The sequence below is a fragment of the Longimycelium tulufanense genome (genome assembly GCF_014645795.1).
Taxonomy (GTDB): Bacteria; Actinomycetota; Actinomycetes; order Mycobacteriales; family Pseudonocardiaceae; genus Longimycelium; species Longimycelium tulufanense.
Window position 1 is genome coordinate 58,906 of record NZ_BMMK01000007.1, and the last position, 16,848, is coordinate 75,753.

The 16,848-nt window shown below is 69.2% G+C and carries 14 protein-coding genes and 1 pseudogene; 3 read left to right on the plus strand and 12 right to left on the minus strand.

The genetic code is table 11. The annotated features are described in order from the left end of the window. The first annotated feature begins 139 nt into the window (after positions 1-139). Entirely contained in the window at positions 140-1,591 is a 1,452-nt protein-coding gene (locus IEY55_RS09675) for a M1 family metallopeptidase (protein WP_189056227.1), read from the plus strand. A 159-nt stretch (positions 1,592-1,750) separates the two neighbouring features. On the opposite strand, the gene IEY55_RS09680 is transcribed toward IEY55_RS09675, so the two are convergent. From IEY55_RS09680 to IEY55_RS09695, 4 genes are all read right to left on the minus strand, one after another. After that, on the minus strand, positions 1,751-2,407 hold the full coding sequence (locus tag IEY55_RS09680) for an isochorismatase family protein (RefSeq protein ID WP_189056228.1): 657 nt from the start codon (positions 2,405-2,407) through the stop codon (positions 1,751-1,753). Between the two features lie 25 nt (positions 2,408-2,432). Then, positions 2,433-3,209 carry a 2,3-dihydro-2,3-dihydroxybenzoate dehydrogenase gene (locus IEY55_RS09685; RefSeq protein ID WP_189056230.1) on the minus strand — a complete coding sequence of 259 codons (777 nt, stop codon included), beginning with the start codon at positions 3,207-3,209 and terminating at the stop codon, positions 2,433-2,435. Positions 3,210-3,417: 208 nt separating this feature from the next. Continuing rightward, positions 3,418-3,702 carry a YciI family protein gene (locus IEY55_RS09690; protein WP_189056231.1) on the minus strand — a complete coding sequence of 95 codons (285 nt, stop codon included), beginning with the start codon at positions 3,700-3,702 and terminating at the stop codon, positions 3,418-3,420. 20 nt (positions 3,703-3,722) lie between these two features. After that, positions 3,723-4,694, minus strand: coding sequence for an iron-siderophore ABC transporter substrate-binding protein (locus IEY55_RS09695; protein WP_189056233.1), 972 nt, complete (start codon positions 4,692-4,694; stop codon positions 3,723-3,725). A 259-nt stretch (positions 4,695-4,953) separates the two neighbouring features. Here IEY55_RS09695 and IEY55_RS09700 point away from each other — a divergent pair, with 259 nt between their 5' ends. Together IEY55_RS09700 and IEY55_RS09705 are read left to right on the plus strand one after the other, a co-directional pair. Then, positions 4,954-5,676, plus strand: a complete 723-nt coding sequence (locus IEY55_RS09700) for a DUF5819 family protein (RefSeq protein WP_189056235.1) — start codon at positions 4,954-4,956, stop codon at positions 5,674-5,676. Beyond that, complete coding sequence (locus IEY55_RS09705) at positions 5,673-6,695, plus strand: HTTM domain-containing protein (RefSeq protein ID WP_189056237.1); 1,023 nt, start codon at positions 5,673-5,675, stop codon at positions 6,693-6,695. The genes IEY55_RS09700 and IEY55_RS09705 overlap by 4 nt, the downstream gene beginning before the upstream one ends. Here the strand turns inward: IEY55_RS09705 and IEY55_RS09710 are convergent. The 8 genes and pseudogenes from IEY55_RS09710 to IEY55_RS09740 form a co-directional block, all read right to left on the minus strand. Further along, positions 6,657-7,484, minus strand: a complete 828-nt coding sequence (locus IEY55_RS09710) for an ABC transporter ATP-binding protein (RefSeq protein WP_229686220.1) — start codon at positions 7,482-7,484, stop codon at positions 6,657-6,659. The two genes, IEY55_RS09705 and IEY55_RS09710, sit on opposite strands and share 39 nt — an antisense overlap. Next, the gene (locus IEY55_RS09715) at positions 7,481-8,500 is read right to left on the minus strand and encodes a FecCD family ABC transporter permease (protein WP_229686221.1); all 1,020 of its coding nucleotides are present in this window, start codon (positions 8,498-8,500) and stop codon (positions 7,481-7,483) included. Before IEY55_RS09715 ends, IEY55_RS09710 begins: the two co-directional genes overlap by 4 nt. A 29-nt stretch (positions 8,501-8,529) precedes the next feature. Next, complete coding sequence (locus IEY55_RS09720) at positions 8,530-9,525, minus strand: FecCD family ABC transporter permease (RefSeq protein WP_189056243.1); 996 nt, start codon at positions 9,523-9,525, stop codon at positions 8,530-8,532. Between the two features lie 19 nt (positions 9,526-9,544). Then, complete coding sequence (locus IEY55_RS09725; RefSeq protein WP_189056245.1) at positions 9,545-10,402, minus strand: siderophore-interacting protein; 858 nt, start codon at positions 10,400-10,402, stop codon at positions 9,545-9,547. Positions 10,403-10,568: 166 nt separating this feature from the next. Continuing rightward, positions 10,569-11,849, minus strand: a complete 1,281-nt coding sequence (locus IEY55_RS09730) for a phytoene desaturase family protein (RefSeq protein ID WP_308424743.1) — start codon at positions 11,847-11,849, stop codon at positions 10,569-10,571. Between the two features lie 95 nt (positions 11,850-11,944). After that, positions 11,945-12,034, minus strand: a pseudogene (locus tag IEY55_RS32765) (FAD-dependent monooxygenase); the annotation flags it as partial. 36 nt (positions 12,035-12,070) lie between these two features. Beyond that, the gene (locus tag IEY55_RS09735) at positions 12,071-13,411 is read right to left on the minus strand and encodes an aspartate aminotransferase family protein (protein ID WP_189056247.1); all 1,341 of its coding nucleotides are present in this window, start codon (positions 13,409-13,411) and stop codon (positions 12,071-12,073) included. A 20-nt stretch (positions 13,412-13,431) separates the two neighbouring features. Then, positions 13,432-16,809 (minus strand): non-ribosomal peptide synthetase, encoded by a 3,378-nt coding sequence (locus IEY55_RS09740; RefSeq protein WP_189056249.1) that lies wholly within the window; start codon positions 16,807-16,809, stop codon positions 13,432-13,434. Positions 16,810-16,848: the final 39 nt, after the last annotated feature.

Genomic DNA, 16,848 nt, shown 5'->3' on the forward strand with positions numbered 1-16,848 from the left:
GATCACGTCATCCCGGTGACCTCTCAACGACACCTGTTCTTCTTGAGCACCGAAGTAGCCCCTGATGCGGCCGCAGCGATGCGTCCGGTGCCGCCGAACCCGAGCGGCCGATCATCGGCCCAGCTGATAAGGACCATCGATGTTGGCACGTACCACGAATCATGCCCTGCGTCTTCTTGCCGTGCTCGTCGCGGCCTTGGCCCTGGTGGCCACCACCGGCGCCGCCGCTCCGGCCAGCCCTACACCGTCCGGCCTGGGCGATCCCTATCTGCCCGACGACGGCAACGTCGGCTACGAGGTCCAGCATTACGACATCCGGCTGCGCTACCAGCCCTCCAGCGACCGGCTCGACGGCACCACCGTGATCACGGCGGTCTCCACCCAGGAGCTGCCCGAGTTCAGCCTCGACTTCGCACTGCAAGCCAGCTCGGTCCAGGTGAACGGCTCGGCGGTCAAGTTCTTCCGGCAGCAGGACCACAAGCTCACCGCCGTCCTGCCGACCGCCCTGGCCAAGGGTGATCACTTCACCGTCGCCGTCGCCTATGCCGATACCCCCTCCCAGGTCGTGGTGGACGGCCAGACAGCGTGGCTGCACACCCCCGACGGAGCGCTCGCGGTGGGCCAACCCCACATCGCCACCTGGTGGTTTCCCAGCAATGACCACCCCTCGAACAAAGCGACCTTCGATATCGCGGTCACGGTTCCCGAGGGCACGCAGGTGCTGTCCAACGGCGTGTTGGCAAGTACCGATCACCAGGAGGACGGCTGGGCGCGATGGCACTGGCGCAGCAGCTTTCCGATGACGACCTATCTGGTGTTTCTCGCGATCGGCAATTACGAGATCAACAGCACCGTTCTCCCGGACGGAAAACCGTTCGTCACCGCCTACAGCACTCGGTTGGGCGAGCTTGCGGACCGCGCGAAGGCAAGCGTCGAGCGGACCCCGGAGATCCTCAGTTTCCTCAGTGAACGATTTGGCCCGTACCCCTTCGAGGCCGCCGGTGGAGTCGTTCCGGCCGAAGGCATTGAGGATTCCCTGGAGAACCAGACACGACCCACTTACCGCAAGGAGTACTTCGCGGAGGAGGAAGATTCCGACATCGTGCTGCACGAGAACGTCCACCAGTGGTTCGGCAACGCGGTCTCGGTCCAGAACTGGCGCAACATCTGGCTGAACGAGGGGTTTGCCAACTACGCCGAGTGGCTGTGGTCGGAGGCCCAGGGCCAGAACAGCGCCCAGCAGCTCTTCGACGAGGAGTACGCCAGCCGCCCGGACAGTGACCCGTTCTGGCAGGTTGCGCCCGGGGATCCGGGCAAGGACAACCTGTTCCACGACGCCGTCTACATCCGCGGTGCCATGGCCCTGCACCAGTTGCGGACCACGGTCGGCGATGACACGTTCTTCGCGATCCTGCGGACGTGGGTGGCCGAGAAGATCTACCAGAACGCCACAATCGAGGAGTTCATCGCCGTCGCGGAGCGCGTGTCCGGGCAACGGCTCGGGGGCCTGTTCGAGGACTGGCTGTTTCGTAAGGCAAAGCCAAGTGCCCGAGAGCACCGGATCGGTGCGCACGTCGCTGTGTCACACTAGCCGTCCCCGCCCGGTACGGGCGCCGCCGGGTCTGTCCGGCCCAACGTGGGGTTGCACAAGATTCGGCACACGGGTGGGTTGCTGTGCCTTCGTAGAGCCGCGGCTCACCCTCGTACGGACGCGGTGCCGATGACCGCCGGCAGGCAGTGACCCGACGCGTTAGTTCGCCCCGACCCGCATCGGAGACAGGACGTCACGCAGCGCCTCCGTGGTGAGCACGACACCGCAGTTGCGGGCCACGTAGGACAACGCCTGGTCGTGGTCGGGGCGGGAGAAGGCCGCGACGGCGTCGGCCACGAAGAAGACCTCGATGTCCCTGCTGAAGGCGTCCAATGCGGTCATCAGGCACCCGATGTGGGCATAGACCCCGCTCACGATGAGCTGGTCACGCCCCTGATCCCGCAACAGGTCCTCCAGGCCCGACCGGAAGAAGGCGCTGTAACGCCACTTGGTCAGCACGGTATCCTCGTCGCTCGGGGCGAGTTCGGGGATGACTGAGGTGTTCCCCTCGGTACGCTCCATCCCGGGTCCCCACATGTCGAGCAGTAGACCTCTGTCCTCTTTGGACATGGATCCTGGTTGCGCGGTGTAGACGACGGGAACGCCACGATCGGCGCAGGTCCTCTTCAACGTGGCTACGTTGTCGACGAGTTCCGGTACGGGCGACTGGTCGACGGCGAAGGTGGTGACGAAGTAGGACTGCATGTCGTGGATCAGCAGAACGGCACGATCCGACGACGGTGTCCACCTCACCTTGCTTTCCGGCAGTTCGCCGTGCGAAGGCAGCGGGTAGGGGCGGATGGAGGGGATGGGCATGGTTGTCTCCCTTGCCGGGTATGGGTCAGCAACCCAACGCTGCGCCACCGTCGACGCAGATGTTTTCCATCGTGATGTGCCGTGCTCGGTCGGACAGCAGGAAATGCACCACGTCGGCGATGTCGTTCGGGCTTGCGATTCGCCCGAGCGGTATGCCGACCCGGAAGCTGTCGGGATCGCCGCCGATGGCGGGCCTGCGATCCTGCGCCGAAGACCCCAGCAGGTCCAGCATGGGGGTGTCGGTGGAGCCGGGCGACACGACGTTGCAGCGGATCCCGTGCCGCGCGAGTTCGAGGCCCAGACACCGGGTGAACATGGCTGCCGCGGCCTTGGACGCCGCGTATGCGGACATCATCGTCCTCGGCACTCGAGACGCGTTCGAGGCCACGGTAACGATGCTGCCGCGGTTGCGGCGGAGCAGACGCGTGGCGACCGAACGGCTGAAGTAGAAGACCGCGTCTGTGTTGACCGCGAAGGTGTCCCGCCATGCCGCGTCGTCCAGCTCCACCGTGGAGCCGGGACGGAGCACGCCGGCCACGTTCACCAGATGCTCGACGGGGCCTACCTCGCGCTCGGTCCGGTCGATCACCTCCTCGACCGCGGACGAGTCGGTCGCATCAACCAGGTACGCGATGAGACGATGGCCGGACTCCCCCAGCTCGTGTTGCAGACGTTCCAGGGTGGCCCCGGAGCTGTCCACCGCGACAACGGTGTGGTCCTCCAGGCACAACCTGCGGGCCACCGCTGAGCCAATGCCGCCGGCGGCCCCGGTGACCACGGTGATCCTCTCGGGTACGGACAAGTGCGCCTCCAGCTTGTCAACAGTGAGTTCACCGGGTGATGTCAATGCGTGTATCAGCGCGGGCGCGACCGTGCTCTCCGCCGCCGGGCAGCACAGTGCGCCGGCTCGTGCCGGTGGTTGCGCTGCCCGGCGGCTGCGCCTGGCGCCCTCGACCAGTGGCGTCGTTTCGGGGGCTAGGGCCCCGGGTGTGCGAGACCGCCGGGAGCCGTCACGACTCCGCCCAGGGACCCAGGACGAGGTTCCACTCCCGCACCCGGGTCTCGGCGATGACCTCGGCGGCGGTGTAGGGGTCGGCGGCGAGCAGTTCGCCCAGCTGAGCCCGGTCGGTGACCTCGTAGATCAGCAGCGCGCCGTCGTCGGTGTCCCACGGGCCGGCACCCAGCAGGAGACCTCGGTCCGCCAGCTGACGCAGGTACTCCCGATGCGTCGGCCGCACCTTCAGTCGAACCTCGGTGTTGTCGTTGAAAACCCACTGAACAGCGAACCTGGCCATGGTGAACTCCCGGTCGTCCGTCAGCCCGCGACCTTGGCCAGCAACGGCTCCAGCCGTTCCAGGACCCAGGGAATGTTGGAGAGCGTGGGTGCACGCAGGGCCGCGGTGGTCTCCATGTCAATGGCGAGGTAGGTGCCCTCGCGCACCGCGGGAAGTCCCTTGAACACGGCGTTGGGCTCCACCGACCTCTTCAGGTCGGGCGCCTGGTAGGCGAACAGCAGTGTTGTGCTGTCGAGAACGTCGAGCTGTTCGAAGCTGATGTTCGCGCCGTTGGCGCCGTACGCCGAGCCAGGGTTGCGCGGGAGGTTGCGGATCTTGTCCGGCAGGCTCAGGCCGAGCTGGGCGAAGATCCTCCCGGAGACGTCCTCCGGGTCGGCCATCACGATCGCGGTTCCGGGGGCGTAGGCCATGGCGATGGCATAGGTCTTGCCCTTGAGCCCGGGGTGAGCCTGCGCGCTCTCGGTGATCTTGCGTTCGGTCACCGTGATGAGGTGATGGACCTTGTCCTGCATTCCCAGTGCCCGGCCGGCGACGAGTGCCTGGTCCTGCCAGGAGTCGCTGAGCACGCCGTGCTGGTCGGCCACGGTGGGCGCGATCTGGGACAACCTGGGGTAGATCTCGTCGATGCTGGGGACCGACTGGGCCAGGATGAGGTCCGGTCCGAGCGCGGCGATCGCCTCGTAGTCCAGCGATGCGGGGTCGCCGCGCAGCCAGGTCACGTTGTTCGCGTCGAGCCTGCCCTCCAGCCAGGGCCACACGCCGGTGTCGTTCCAGGGGTCGGCGGGCGCGGCGACCGGTGTCATGCCCAGTGAGGTCACCACATCCAGGTCGCCGAACCCCAGTGTCACCACGCGCTGCGGCGTCGACGTGATCTCGGCGGTGCCGAGCCGGTGCTTGATCGTCACCGGCACGAAATCACCGGACTCCTCCTGTTGCGGGATCCCCGCGGGTCCGCATGCGGCCACCACCAGCGCGAGGGCGCAGCTTGCCAACGTTGCCACTCTCCGCCACAGAATTCTTTTCACCACATCACCCGGGGCGCGTCATTGACGACACTGGACATCGACGGTCACAACAGACACCTTGCCGACCTACGTCGCATCGCTGCGACAGCAGATATTGTACACGTATAGTTGCGGTCGGTGTAGCCCCGTCCAACGCTCTTCTTCCGGCCACTTCGATCCACACTCATCGCCTGATCCGTGGTCGACGACCGGTACGTGCCGGAAAGACCCACGAAAGGTTCGACCGATGTCCGAAACGGAAACGACAGGGCCCGCCACCCACGGTCCTGCAGCACGTGCCCAGAACTTCGTGCTGCTGCTCGCCGCACTTGCGACAGCGGGCATTCTCCTCATCCACTTCGGAATGACGGTCCTCTACAACACGCCCACCAACCCGGTCAAGAAAACTTTCGATCCCGCCGTTCGCGCCTACATGGTTCCGGTGTTCGAGCAGAACTGGCTGCTCTTCGCACCGGATCCGATCGTGGACAACCACGCCATCGAGGTCCGGGCGAGGTTGCGCACGGCCGAGGGTCCGGCAGGCACGACCGCATGGCAGGACATCACCGGGCCGGCCCTGCGCGACCTGTACGCGCAGCGGTGGTGGCCGTCCCGGGTGTCCCGCCTGCCGGCCAGTGCGGCCCGGCAGTCCGAGGACTGGCGTGACCCGGTCCTCACGGAGTTGCGGGACCCGGAGGCGGGCGGGGCCGGGAGAAAGCAGGCACTCGGCACGCAGCGACCGCGCAGCACCGAGGAACAGGCGGCCGGCCGTGCCCGGGTGGCCCGGTTCCTCCGCCGGTTGGCCAGCGCGGAAGCCACCACGCGGTGGGGAGACGCCGTGCAGGCCGTGCAGGTTCGCGTCGTCGCCAGGCCGCTCCCGCCCTTCCCCGGCTCTGGGCCGACGGCGGCGACAGAGTTCCCGAAGTACCAGGAGTGGGAGTGGCAACCGGTGACCGAGGAGCCGCGATGAACGAGAGGTCGGTGCGATCCCCGCGGCTGTCAACCCCGTTGTGGCGTGGGCTGTCCGCGCTGACCGAGCACCGCCGTGCCCTGCTCGGGGCGGCCTTGACCCGAATCTGTCTGGGTGCCGTCGGCGTGTACTGCTACCTGCGCGAATACGGTCATCGTGGCTACCTGTGGGGGCCCGACGGTGTCTGGCCCTGGGACAACCTGATGGAGAGCGTGCGCACCGGGTCCTACGGGGCCTACTCGCTCTATGCGGTCAGCCGATCCGAATGGTGGTTCGAGCTGGTCTTCCATCTCGGTGCCCTGTTTGCGATCCTGTTCACGTTGGGCTGGCGAACCCGATTGATGACGGTTCTGCACGGGCTCTTCATCTTCTCGCTACAACAACGTAATCCCGCCATCCTCGACGGTGGGGACAACCTGGCGCACCTGCTCCTCATCTATCTGGTCTTCGTGGACTCGGGCCGCCGGTTGTCGCTGGACAACTGGTTTCGGTCACGAAAAACGAAACCCGCACCGAACCCGGAGTCGTTACGGCACCGGTTGGGCTCGCTCCTGCACCACGCGGGTCTTTTTGCCGTGATCGCCCAGATCTGCATCGTGTATCTGGTGTCGGGAATGTACAAGGTCCAGGGCCCGCAATGGCAGGACGGCAGCGCGCTCTACTACGTGCTGCGGCTGGACGAGTTCGCCTGGCCCGGTGTCAGTTCGCTCGTGTACCAGCACGCGTTCCTGGTCGCGCTGATCACCTATGCGACGGTGTTCTTCCAGCTGGCGTTTCCTTTCCTGCTGGTTCATCGGCCACTGCGGCTGCCACTGGTGGCCACGAGCATCCTGTTCCACCTGGGGATCGGCGTGTTGATGTCGGGGCTGCTCCCCTTCTCCCTGGTCATGATCGCGGCGGAGCTGGTCGTCATGGGTGATGACCACTACCGCACGATCGTCGCCGGGGTTCGGGGCGTGCTGGCCCGGGCAGGAGCGTGGTCAGCGCGTCGGGTCGAGCGGACGGCGGGCCAGCGGTAGCACCAGCGGGGTACCGCTCTCCGGGTCGGTGATGACCCGGCACGGGAGCTGGAAGGTCCGGTAGACCAGGTCCGCGGTGACGATGTCGGCGGGTGGCCCCTCGGCCACGATTTCTCCGTCGGCCATCGCGATCAGGTGCGTGGCGTACCGGCAGGCCAGGTTGAGGTCGTGCAGGACCGCCACGAGAGTCCGGCCGTGCTGCTGGTGCAGCTCCGCGCACAGATCGAGCGTTTCGACCTGGTGGGTGATGTCCAGGAACGTGGTGGGCTCGTCGAGAAGCAGCAGTGGTGTCTGTTGGGCGAGGGCCATCGCCAGCCAGACCCGTTGCCGTTGGCCTCCGGACAGCTCGTCGACCGGACGCTCCGCCAACTCGGCAACCTTGGTGGCACGCATGGCGTCGGTCACCGCAGCCTCGTCCTCCGTCGACCATTGCCGGAGCAACCGCTGGTGCGGATGGCGACCCCGGGACACCAGGTCGAAGACGGTGATCCCCTCGGGGGCCGTGGAGGTCTGGGGAAGCAACCCCAGGCGCCGGGCGACCTCCTTGGTGGGCATCGAGTCGATGAGCTGGGCATCGAGATAGACCGCCCCGGAACGGGGCTTGAGCACCCGGGCCAGGGCGCGCAGCAAGGTGGACTTGCCACCGGCGTTCGGACCGATGACCGCGGTGAACGAGTGCCGTGGGATCTGGAGGGTCAGGCCCTCCACCACGACCCGCCGCTGATAGGCGAGGGTGAGGTCGTGTGCGCGCAGGTCCGATGAACCGGTCTTGGTCACGGTCGTGCTCATTGTGCGGAGGTCCTCCATTCGCGGGTGAGCAGCCAGGCGAGATAGATCCCGCCGAGCAGGCCGGTCAGCACGCCGGTCGGCAGCTGGACACCGGGCACGGCCTGTTGTGCCGCGATGTCGGCGGCGACCAGGAGCACGGCGCCCATAAGGCCGGCGGACACCAGGTGCGGACCCGCACCACCGACGAGTCGCGCGACCAGTTGCGGCGCGGCCAGGGCCACGAACGGGACGGGCCCGGCCGTGGCCGTGGCCACGGCGGACAACGTCACCGCGAGCACCAGGAGCATCAGCCGGGAACGGGAGAGCGACACGCCGAGAGCCAGGGCGAGGTCGTCGCCGAGTGCCATGATGCGGAGCCGTGCCGCCAGCAACAGTGCGACGGGCGCCAGAACGGCGATGGCCACGGCCACCGAGGCCACGTGGCCCCATCCGCGTCCGTTGAGCCCGCCCGCCAGCCAGGCCGCGGCATGCTGGGCTTCGGCCAGCCGGGCACGCGTGAGCAGGTAGTGGTTCACGGCGGTGAGGAGCGCGCTCAGGCCGATTCCCACGAGCACGATGCGCGGGGTGTGCAGGCCGCCGATGGAGGCCAGGAGGTAGACCACGACCGCGGTGGCCAAGCCACCGGTGATGGCCGCCGTCGAGGTCACCAGGGCACCACCGCCGACCAGCAGCGCCAGGATGGCTCCGGTTGCGGCTCCGCTGTTGAGGCCGATCAGGTCCGGGCTGCCCAGTGGGTTCCGGGTCAAGCTTTGGAAGAGGGCACCGCTGATGCCGAGGGCGAGCCCGACGAGGATCGCGGCGAGCATCCGCGGGAGGCGCATCCCGAAGACCACGAACTCGATGGCCCGGGGTGCCTGGCCGGTGACGGCCTCCACGAGCGTGGCCACCGGAATGGGGTAGCGGCCCGTGCTCAACGCCAGCACACCCAGCGCGGCCAGCGTCGTGGCCAGGACGGTGACGACCAGCAGGGCACGGGGTCTGGTGCGCAGCGACACCAGCTGGCCCGCGACGCGCACGGTCCGGGTTGGTCGTGGTCCGGTTCTGGTCAAAGCTGTGGGATCCTTCGGCGGCAGACCAGGGCGATGAAGAGCGGAGCGCCCACCATGGCGGCGGTGAGACCGACTTCGATCTCGCCCGGTCGGGCCATAACCCGGCCGACGATGTCGGTGGCCAGCACCAGGGTGGGGGCGAGTACCAGGGCGTAGGGCAGCGACCATCGGTGGTCGGGCCCCGCCAGGGCGCGGACGGCGTGGGAGATGGCGAGCCCGACGAACGCGATGGGTCCGGCGACGGCGGTGGCCGTGCCACAGAGCACCGTGATCGCTACCGCGGCGACCGCTCGCGTGCGGCCCACCCGGACGCCCAGTGCCTGTGCGGTCACGTCGCCGAGGGCGATGGCGTTGAGGGGGCGGGCGACGCCGAGTGCGGCCACCACGCCGAGGGCGAAGAACGGGGCGGCCTGCCAGAGCAGCGAGGGGTCGCGCCCGGCCAGGCTGCCCACCGTCCAGAAGCGGTAGCGGTCGAACGCCTGGGTGTCCAGCAGGCTGAACCCGCTGGTGTAGGCGGTCAGGGCGGCGGTGACCGCCGCGCCGGCGAGCGCGAGACGGGCCGGGCTCGCCCGGCCGTGTCCCCGGGTGCCGAGCAGGTAGACGGTCACGGCGGCGGCCGCGGCGCCGAGGAAGGACAGCCACAGGTAGGCCAGCAGGTGCTGGAGGCCGAGGAGCCCGACGGCGGTGACCAGGGCGGCGGCCGCGCCGGCGTTGACACCCAGGATTCCCGGGTCTGCCAGGGGGTTGCGGGTCAGGGCGTGCATCAGGACCCCGGCCAGGCCCAGCGCGATGCCCACCGCGAGTCCCAGCAGGGTCCGCGGGATGCGGGCGCGAACGATCTCGTGGTCGGTGGAGGTCGCCTGGTGCAGGAGCGCGGTCACGACGGTGTCCAGTGGCACGTCCTTGGCTCCGACCGCCAGGCTGGCCGCCAGCGCTGCCAGGAGCGCCACGGCCGCGACGGCCACGCCCAACGCCCGTGGGGCACGGCACATGTCGGTCACCCGGTCCGGATCAGTGGGCGGCCGAGGTGTCGTCGGTCGCGGCCCGCGCGAGCTCGAGCACGGCCTCGTCGGTCTGTGACGCATCCAGCCCGGCGCGCCAGTAGCCGCTGGCCTGGACGGTTTCCCGGCGCAGGCCCTGCTCCCGAAGCAGGTATCGGCGCAGGGTGCGTACGACTCCAGCCTCGCCGGCGACCCAGGTCTGCGGGGTCCCGCGCAGTGGACCCATCTCCCGCACCGCGCGCTCGAGCAGGTCGGAGTTCCCCGCGGGCACGCCTTTCCGGTGCAGCCAGGTGATTTCGGCTCGCGCCGGACTGGTCAGCGAGAGCTCGTCGGTCTCGTCGGCGACCTCGACGAACACCCGGGCGACGGTGGAGCGAGGAAGGGACTCCAGGATTGCGGCGATCGCCGGTAAGGCGCTTTCGTCGCCGAGGATGAGGTGCCAGCTTGCCTCCGGTGAGGCGTAGAAGTCCGACCTCGGGCCGTACCAGGAGATGCGGTCACCGGGCTCGGCCTCGCGTGCCCATCGCGAGCCGGGGCTGTCGCCGTGCAGCAGGACGTCGAGTGTCATGTGGGTGGTGGTGGGGTCGTAATCGCGCACCGTGTAGGCGCGGTAGAGCGGTGCGGTGTCGCCCTCGGTCAATTCCGGCTGGAGTTGGGGCGCCGTCTTCGCGGCCGCGGCGGGCAGCGCGAGCTTGACCGCGTCGGCCGGGAGCTGCCCGTTCTCGAAGCCCCGCAGCTCCTCCCCCGCGATGACGACCCGACGCATTCGCGGGGTGAGGTCGGCGGTCGCCACGACCACACACTGCCAAACACCGGCCCGTTTCCGGGCTCGGTTACGGGACCTCAGCTCGTCAACGATCCACGCCATACGGATATATTATACGAGTAAAGTAAGGTGAGGTGAACCTTAGTGTTCCAGTTCACAATCGGAGGTTTGCCGTACGCGGCGGAACAGCGCTCCAGCATCCACTGTGGACGCCGGCGAGCGGCAGGTGTGTCGTGGGCGCGTTCCCTGAGTGACCACGAGGACGCGGTTACCGCGCGGAATGCCGGACGAACTCGAGGGGATCCCCGTGGATGCCGAACCGGTCCCGAAGGACCCGCCGGGCCACATGCACCCCGGCCATGCCGTGCACACCGGGTCCGGGCGGGGTGGCCGCCGAGCAGAGGTACGCACCCGGGATGGGCGTGGTGTAGGGATCCCAGCGCGGCACCGGCCGCATCAGAGTGCGCCAGGGGGTGAGTGCGCCCGTGACGATGTTGCCACCGATGTAGTTGGGGTTGTGCACCTGCTGTTGGGCCGCGGTGATGACGTGGTGCGCAACAACGGTGTCGCCAAAACCGGGAGCGAACCGTTCGATCTGCGCGATCACTGCCGCACTGCAGTCGAGCGAAGAGTTGTGCGGGACATGGGCGTACACCGACAAGGTGTGGTGGCCGCGTGGCGCGCGCCCCGGATCGACGACTCCGGGCTGGACAGCAAGGACGAAGGGACGTTCGGCGTGCCGCCCGGCGGCGACCGCTCGTTCGGCGGCCACGATCTCCTCGCGTGCCCCGCCGAGGTGGACGGTGCCGGCCAGGGTGCAGCCCGCAGCGGTCCACGGCACCGGCTCGGACAACGCGAAGTCCACCTTGCATGCCCCGCTGCCGTAGCGGAAGGCGCGAAGCCAACGGGCGTAGCGCGCGGGCACCCTGTCACCGGCGATCCGCAGCAGCTCCCGTGGGCCGATGTTGAGCACGATCGCGCGGGCGGGCGGAAGTTCGGCCAGATGCTGAACCCGGTGGCCGGTCACGATCCGTCCCCCGTGGCGTTCGAGGTCACGGGCGAGCGCGTCGGTGATGGTCTGGCTCCCGCCTCGTGGCAGTGGCCAGCCGACGGCGTGGCCCAGCGTTGCCAGCACCAGCCCCACCCCCGCCGGCACCAACGCCCGGGGTGGGGCAAGGGCATGGGCGGCCACGCCGGTCAGCAGTGCCGGTGCGACAACGTCACGGAAACGGGCGTCCCACAGTGCGGATCCTTGTTCGAGGACCCGCAGCCCGAGCCGCGCCATCGCGGTCGGGGGCAGCGTCAGATGCCGGAAGTCCGACATCGCGAGTCCGGCGAGTTCCTGCCAGCGGCGCACCAGGGGACCGAGCAGGGCACGCCACGCCCGGCCGTCCCGGCCGAGCCCGTCCGCGGTGCGGTCCAGGTCGCGCCAGGCCAGTCCGGCCTGCCCGCCGTCGAGGGGATGGGCGTAGGCGACGTCGGGCTGCAGCATCTCCACGCCGTGGCGGGCGAGGTCGAACGCCCGGAAGAACGGGGAGGCCACGCCCATGGGATGCACGGCGGAACACAGGTCGTACCGAAAGCCGGTCCGGTCAGCTCCGTGGTGCGCGCCCCACCGCCCGGTGTGGACGCGGCCTCGTGCACCTCGACCTGTAAGCCTGCTCGGGCCAGGATGACCGCTGCCGCCAGCCCGTTCGGGCCCGACCCCACCACGGACACGTCGACCGTCGCCATCGCCGCCCCTCCGCGCACAACGTCACAACCGCGGGTTCACGCGGCGACCTCGGTGTCCACTGTCGACAGTGCGTCGTCGATGGCCTTGATGCCAAGGGCGAGCTCGTCGTCACCGATCACCAACGGTGGCAGCAGGTGCAGCCGGTTCATCGCGGTGAACGGCCACACGCCGTTGGCCCTGCACGCCGCGGTCAACCGGGTCATCGGTTCGGCCTGGGCGCCGGTGGCGGCGAACGGGACCAGGGGTTGCCGGGTCTGCCTGTCCCGCACCAGCTCGATCGCCCACATCAAACCACGGCCCCGCACCTCGCCCACGACGGGATGGCGCTCGGCCAGTTCGGTCAGGGCGGGCCGGACCACCTCCTGGCCCAGCCGGCGCACCCGCTCCAGCAGGTTGGTCTCCTCGAAGACCTCGATCGAGGCCACCCCGGCGGCGCAGGCCAGCGGATGGCCCGAGTAGGTCAGGCCACCGGGGTAGGGCCGGTGGGCGAAGGTGGCGGCAACGCGCTGGGAGAGCACCACACCGCCGAGCGGGACGTAGCCGGAGTTGACCCCCTTGGCGAAGGTGATCAGGTCCGGAACCACCTGCCAGGCATTGACGGCGAACCACTCCCCCGTGCGACCGAAACCGGCCAGCACCTCGTCGCAGATCAGCAGGATGCCGTGGCGGTCGCAGATCTCGCGGACGCCGGCGAGATAGCCGTCCGGCGGGATCAGCACGCCGTTGCCGCCGACCACGGTCTCCAGCAGGATGGCCGCCACCGTCTGCGGGCCCTCCATGCGCACCACGTCGTCCAGGTGCGCCAAGGCGCGCTGGCATTCCTCGGCTTCACTGGAGGAATGGAACGGTGACCGGTACAGGTAGGGGCCGAAGAAGTGGACGACACCGGGGATTCCGGGTTCGTTGGGCCACCGTCGGGGCTCGCCGGTGAGCGTGATCGAGCCCGAGGTGGCCCCGTGGTAGGAGCGGTAGGCCGACAGCACCTTCAGGCGCCCGGTGTGCTGCCGGGCCATGCGGACGGCGTGCTCGATGGCCTCGGTGCCCCCGTTGGTGAAGAAGACCTTGTCGAGATCACCGGGAGCGCGTTCGGCAATGAGCCGTGCCAGTCGTCCCCGGACGTCGTTGGCGAACGAGGGCGCGATGGTGCACAGCCGCTCTGCCTGCTGCGTGATCGCCGCCACCAGGCGGGGGTGGGCGTGGCCGAGGTTGAGGTTGACGACCTGGGAGGCCAGGTCGAGGTAGCGGTTGTCGTCGTAGTCCCAGAACCAGCAGCCTTCGGCGCCGGCCACCGGCAGCGGGGTGATCTCGGCCTGTGCCGACCAGGAGTGGAACACGTGGTCCCGGTCGTCCGTCAGCACCTGGTGCACGTCGCTCATGGTCTGTTTCCCCGTCGTGGTCAACGCGCTCGTCCCCATTTCGCCTCCAGTGCCGCAAGGGCCGTCGGATCCAGGTTCACCAGGTCGAAGCCCGAGACCGCGCGGGCCGGGCCCGCGGCGGTGTCAGGGGCGGGATCGGGTTCGGTGGCCAGGGTCGCCAACTTGGATACCGTCTGGTGCTGGAACACGTCCCAGGGAGAGATCGGGATTCCGGCCTCCTGGGCGCGGCTGGCCAGTTGGATGGCCACGATGCTGTCCCCACCCAGCGCGAAGAAGCTGTCCCGGACGCCGACCGTGGCCAACCCGAGTACCTCGGCGAACAGCCGGCACAGCAGTTCCTCCTGCGGCGTGGTGGGGCGGTCGCCGCCAGCGGCGCTGGCGAAGTCGGGGGCGGGCAGGGCCCGCCGGTCCACCTTGCCGTTGGGGGTCAGGGGCAGGGCGTCCAGGAACACGATGGCGGCCGGAACCATGTAGTCCGGGAGCACGGACGCGGTGTGCTCCCGCAGCGCCGTGGTGGTGAGTTCCGGCGTCGACGGCACTACGTAGGCGACCAGGTTCCGCCGCCCGTTGGCGTCCTCGCGCACCACCACCGCGGCGTGGTGGACCTGCGCGTGCCGGGACAGCGTGGACTCGATCTCCCCGAGTTCGATGCGGAAGCCACGGATCTTGACCTGGTTGTCCGCCCGGCCCAGGTATTCCAGATTGCCGTCGCTGCGCCAGCGGGCCAGGTCACCGGTGCGGTACAGGCGGGATCCGGGCGGACCGAAGGGGTTGGCCACGAAGCGTTCCGCGGTCAGCCCCGGGCGGTGCAGGTAGCCACGGGCCAGGCCGAACCCGGCCAGGTACAGCTCCCCCACACCGCCGATCGGCACCGGCTGCATCCCACGGTCCAGGACATACACCCGGGTGTTCCAGATCGGTCGACCGATGGCGACATCGTCCCCTGCGACGTCGACGAAGACGCTGTCCGGTCCGCCTTCGGACGCCCCGTAGAGGTTGAGCAGCCGGGCGGTGGGGAAGGTGTCGGCGAACCGCGCGGCGACCGGGGCGGTGAGTGCCTCGCCACTGGTGATCCACAGCCGGCATCCGGCGGCCCGCTCACGGTCGGGGGAGGACAGCAGGGCCGACAACAGGCTGGGGACCACGGTGAGGCGCCGCACCTCGTGCCGGTGCATCAGCTCCGTCAACTCCGGAAGGCTCTTGGCGGCCACCGGGCCGGCCAGCACGACCGAACCACCGTGCAGCAACGGTCCGAGCAGCTCGCTGGTGCCGTCGACGAAGCTCAGTGAGCTCTTGGCACAGATCGGCTCCTCGGGGCGCCACGGGTACAGCTCGTGGAACCAGGCAAGCCGGTTGACGAGGCCGAGGTGGGTGCCGACCACGCCTTTCGGGGTTCCGGTGGAGCCGGAGGTGTAGACGACGTAGGCCGGATCGGCCGGGCGGATCCGGGCCGTCTCGGCGAGGTTGTGCTCCGGGCAGCGGGCCAGTTCGGCCCGGACCGCCGCGTCGTCGAGCACGATCCGGATCTCCTGGTCGAGGTCCTCGGTCAGGGTGGGCACGACCTCGGTGGTGGTGACCAGCAGGGTGGCCCGTGCGTTGTGTCGGACCAACGCGATGCGTTCGGCGGGGTACTGGGGGTCCAGTGGCAGGTAGGCCGCCCCCGTCTTGAGCACGGCGAGCACCGCGGTCAGCATGTCGATGCCGCGCGGTACCGCCACGCCCACCACGACCTCCGGTCCGGCCCCGTTCCGGAGGAGCAGGTGAGCCAGCCGGTTGGCTTCCGCGTTGAGTTCGGCGTAGGACAGTGCCCGGCCGTCGAAGACCACGGCGGTCGTCCGCGGAGTGCGTGCGACCTGGTTCTCGAACAACTCCGGCACGCTGGCCTCGGGGATCGGATGGTCGGTGTCGTTCCAGTCCACAAGTACCTGCTGTCGCTCGCGGGCGCCGAGCAGCGGCGCTGCGCGCACCGGTTGGTCCGGGTCGGCGAGCAGGCCCTCGAGCAGGGTGACCAGGTGACCGAGCAGCCGCACGATCGTCTCGCCCCGGAACAGGTCGGAGCGGTAGACCGCCTCCACCCCCATATCCTGGCCGCTGACCACCGCCGCCATGGTGAGCTCGAACTGGCTGGTGGCGTTGAACACCGGACGCGGCCGCACCCGCAGGCCGGCCAGTCCGAACTCGGCGAAGGTCTCGGTACGCAGCAGGAACATCACGTCGAACGGCGTGGGGCGGCTTGCCGTCCGTGGGGGCTTGAGGTCTTCGAGGATCTTCTCGAAGGGCACGCGCTGGTGGGCGTAGGCCACCGAGCAGGTGGCGCGCACGCGCTGCATGACCTCGTGGAAGGTCGGGTCGCCGGTGAGGTCGGTCCGCAGCACCAGGGTGTTGTCGAAGTTACCGATCAACCCCTCGTACTCGGTGCGGTCGCGGTTCATCGCCGGTGAGCCGACCGCGATGTCGGTGTGGCCGGTGTAGCGGTGCAGAAGGACCGAGAACGCGCCGAGAAGCACCATGAACGGGGTCACCCCGCACTGGCGGGCGAAGCCGCGGACCGCGGCACTGAGTTCGGGGCGGAGGGCGCGGAACCGCCGTTCCCCCGCGTCGGTGGCGACCGGAGGGCGGGGGAAGTCGGTCGGCAGACCGATCGGGTCGGGCCAGGGTGTGAGCTGTGTACGCCAGTGTTGCCGCTCGGTGTCGGTCCGCTCGGCGGTGAGCTGCCGGCGTTCCCAGCTGGCGAAGTCGGTGTACTGGATGGCCAGCGCGGGGAGCGGTTCGCCGTCCCCGGTCGTCAGCTGCTGGTAGGAGCGGGCCAGGTCGCCCAGCAGGATCTGCCAGCAGTCCTCGTCCACGGCGATGTGGTGGGCGACGAGCACGAGCACGTGTTCCTCACCGGCCAGGCGCAGCAGGGTGGCGCGCAGGGGCAGGTCGGTGGTCAGGTCGAACGGTTGGTGTCCCAGCTCGGTCGCGCGCCGATCGATGTCCTGTTCCCGCGATTCGGCGGGGACGTCCCGGAGGTCGTGCACGGGCAGGGCGAGGTCGGCGTGGTCGAGGAGTTCCGGGACGACCGTGCCGCCGTCCGCGGTGCGATACGTCGTGCGCAGCACCTCGTGTCGCTGCACCACTGCGGCCAGGCTGCGATGGAGGGCCTCGATGTCCAGCGCGCCGGTCAACCGGAAGGCGATGTTCAGGTTGTAGGCGGCGCTGGTGGGGTCAAGGTTCTGCAGTGCCCACAGGCGTTGCTGTGCCGCGGAGAGCACGGGCTGTTCGTCCCGCGGTCGCGGGGGGATCCGCCGGGCTCCCCCGCGCCGGCTGGTCAGCCCTTTCTCGGCGAGCCTGCGGCGGAGCAGCTCCCGCTTGTGGGAGGCCAGCAGCGCCTGCTCGGGGGCGTTTCGGTCAGCCACGGTGGATCACGCCTTCCTGGACGACCTTGCACGGTCGGC

Bases quoted from the DNA above. Each gene is read 5' to 3' on its own strand.
- IEY55_RS09675 (WP_189056227.1), top strand. From the start codon at position 140: ATGTTGGCACGTACCACGAATCATGCCCTGCGTCTTCTTGCCGTGCTC.
- IEY55_RS09680 (WP_189056228.1), bottom strand. From the start codon at position 2,407: ATGCCCATCCCCTCCATCCGCCCCTACCCGCTGCCTTCGCACGGCGAA.
- IEY55_RS09690 (WP_189056231.1), bottom strand. From the start codon at position 3,702: ATGGCCAGGTTCGCTGTTCAGTGGGTTTTCAACGACAACACCGAGGTT.
- IEY55_RS09700 (WP_189056235.1), top strand. From the start codon at position 4,954: ATGTCCGAAACGGAAACGACAGGGCCCGCCACCCACGGTCCTGCAGCA.
- IEY55_RS09705 (WP_189056237.1), top strand. From the start codon at position 5,673: ATGAACGAGAGGTCGGTGCGATCCCCGCGGCTGTCAACCCCGTTGTGG.
- IEY55_RS09710 (WP_229686220.1), bottom strand. From the start codon at position 7,484: ATGAGCACGACCGTGACCAAGACCGGTTCATCGGACCTGCGCGCACAC.
- IEY55_RS09720 (WP_189056243.1), bottom strand. From the start codon at position 9,525: ATGTGCCGTGCCCCACGGGCGTTGGGCGTGGCCGTCGCGGCCGTGGCG.
- IEY55_RS09725 (WP_189056245.1), bottom strand. From the start codon at position 10,402: ATGGCGTGGATCGTTGACGAGCTGAGGTCCCGTAACCGAGCCCGGAAA.
- IEY55_RS09730 (WP_308424743.1), bottom strand. From the start codon at position 11,849: ATGGGCGTGGCCTCCCCGTTCTTCCGGGCGTTCGACCTCGCCCGCCAC.
- IEY55_RS09735 (WP_189056247.1), bottom strand. From the start codon at position 13,411: ATGAGCGACGTGCACCAGGTGCTGACGGACGACCGGGACCACGTGTTC.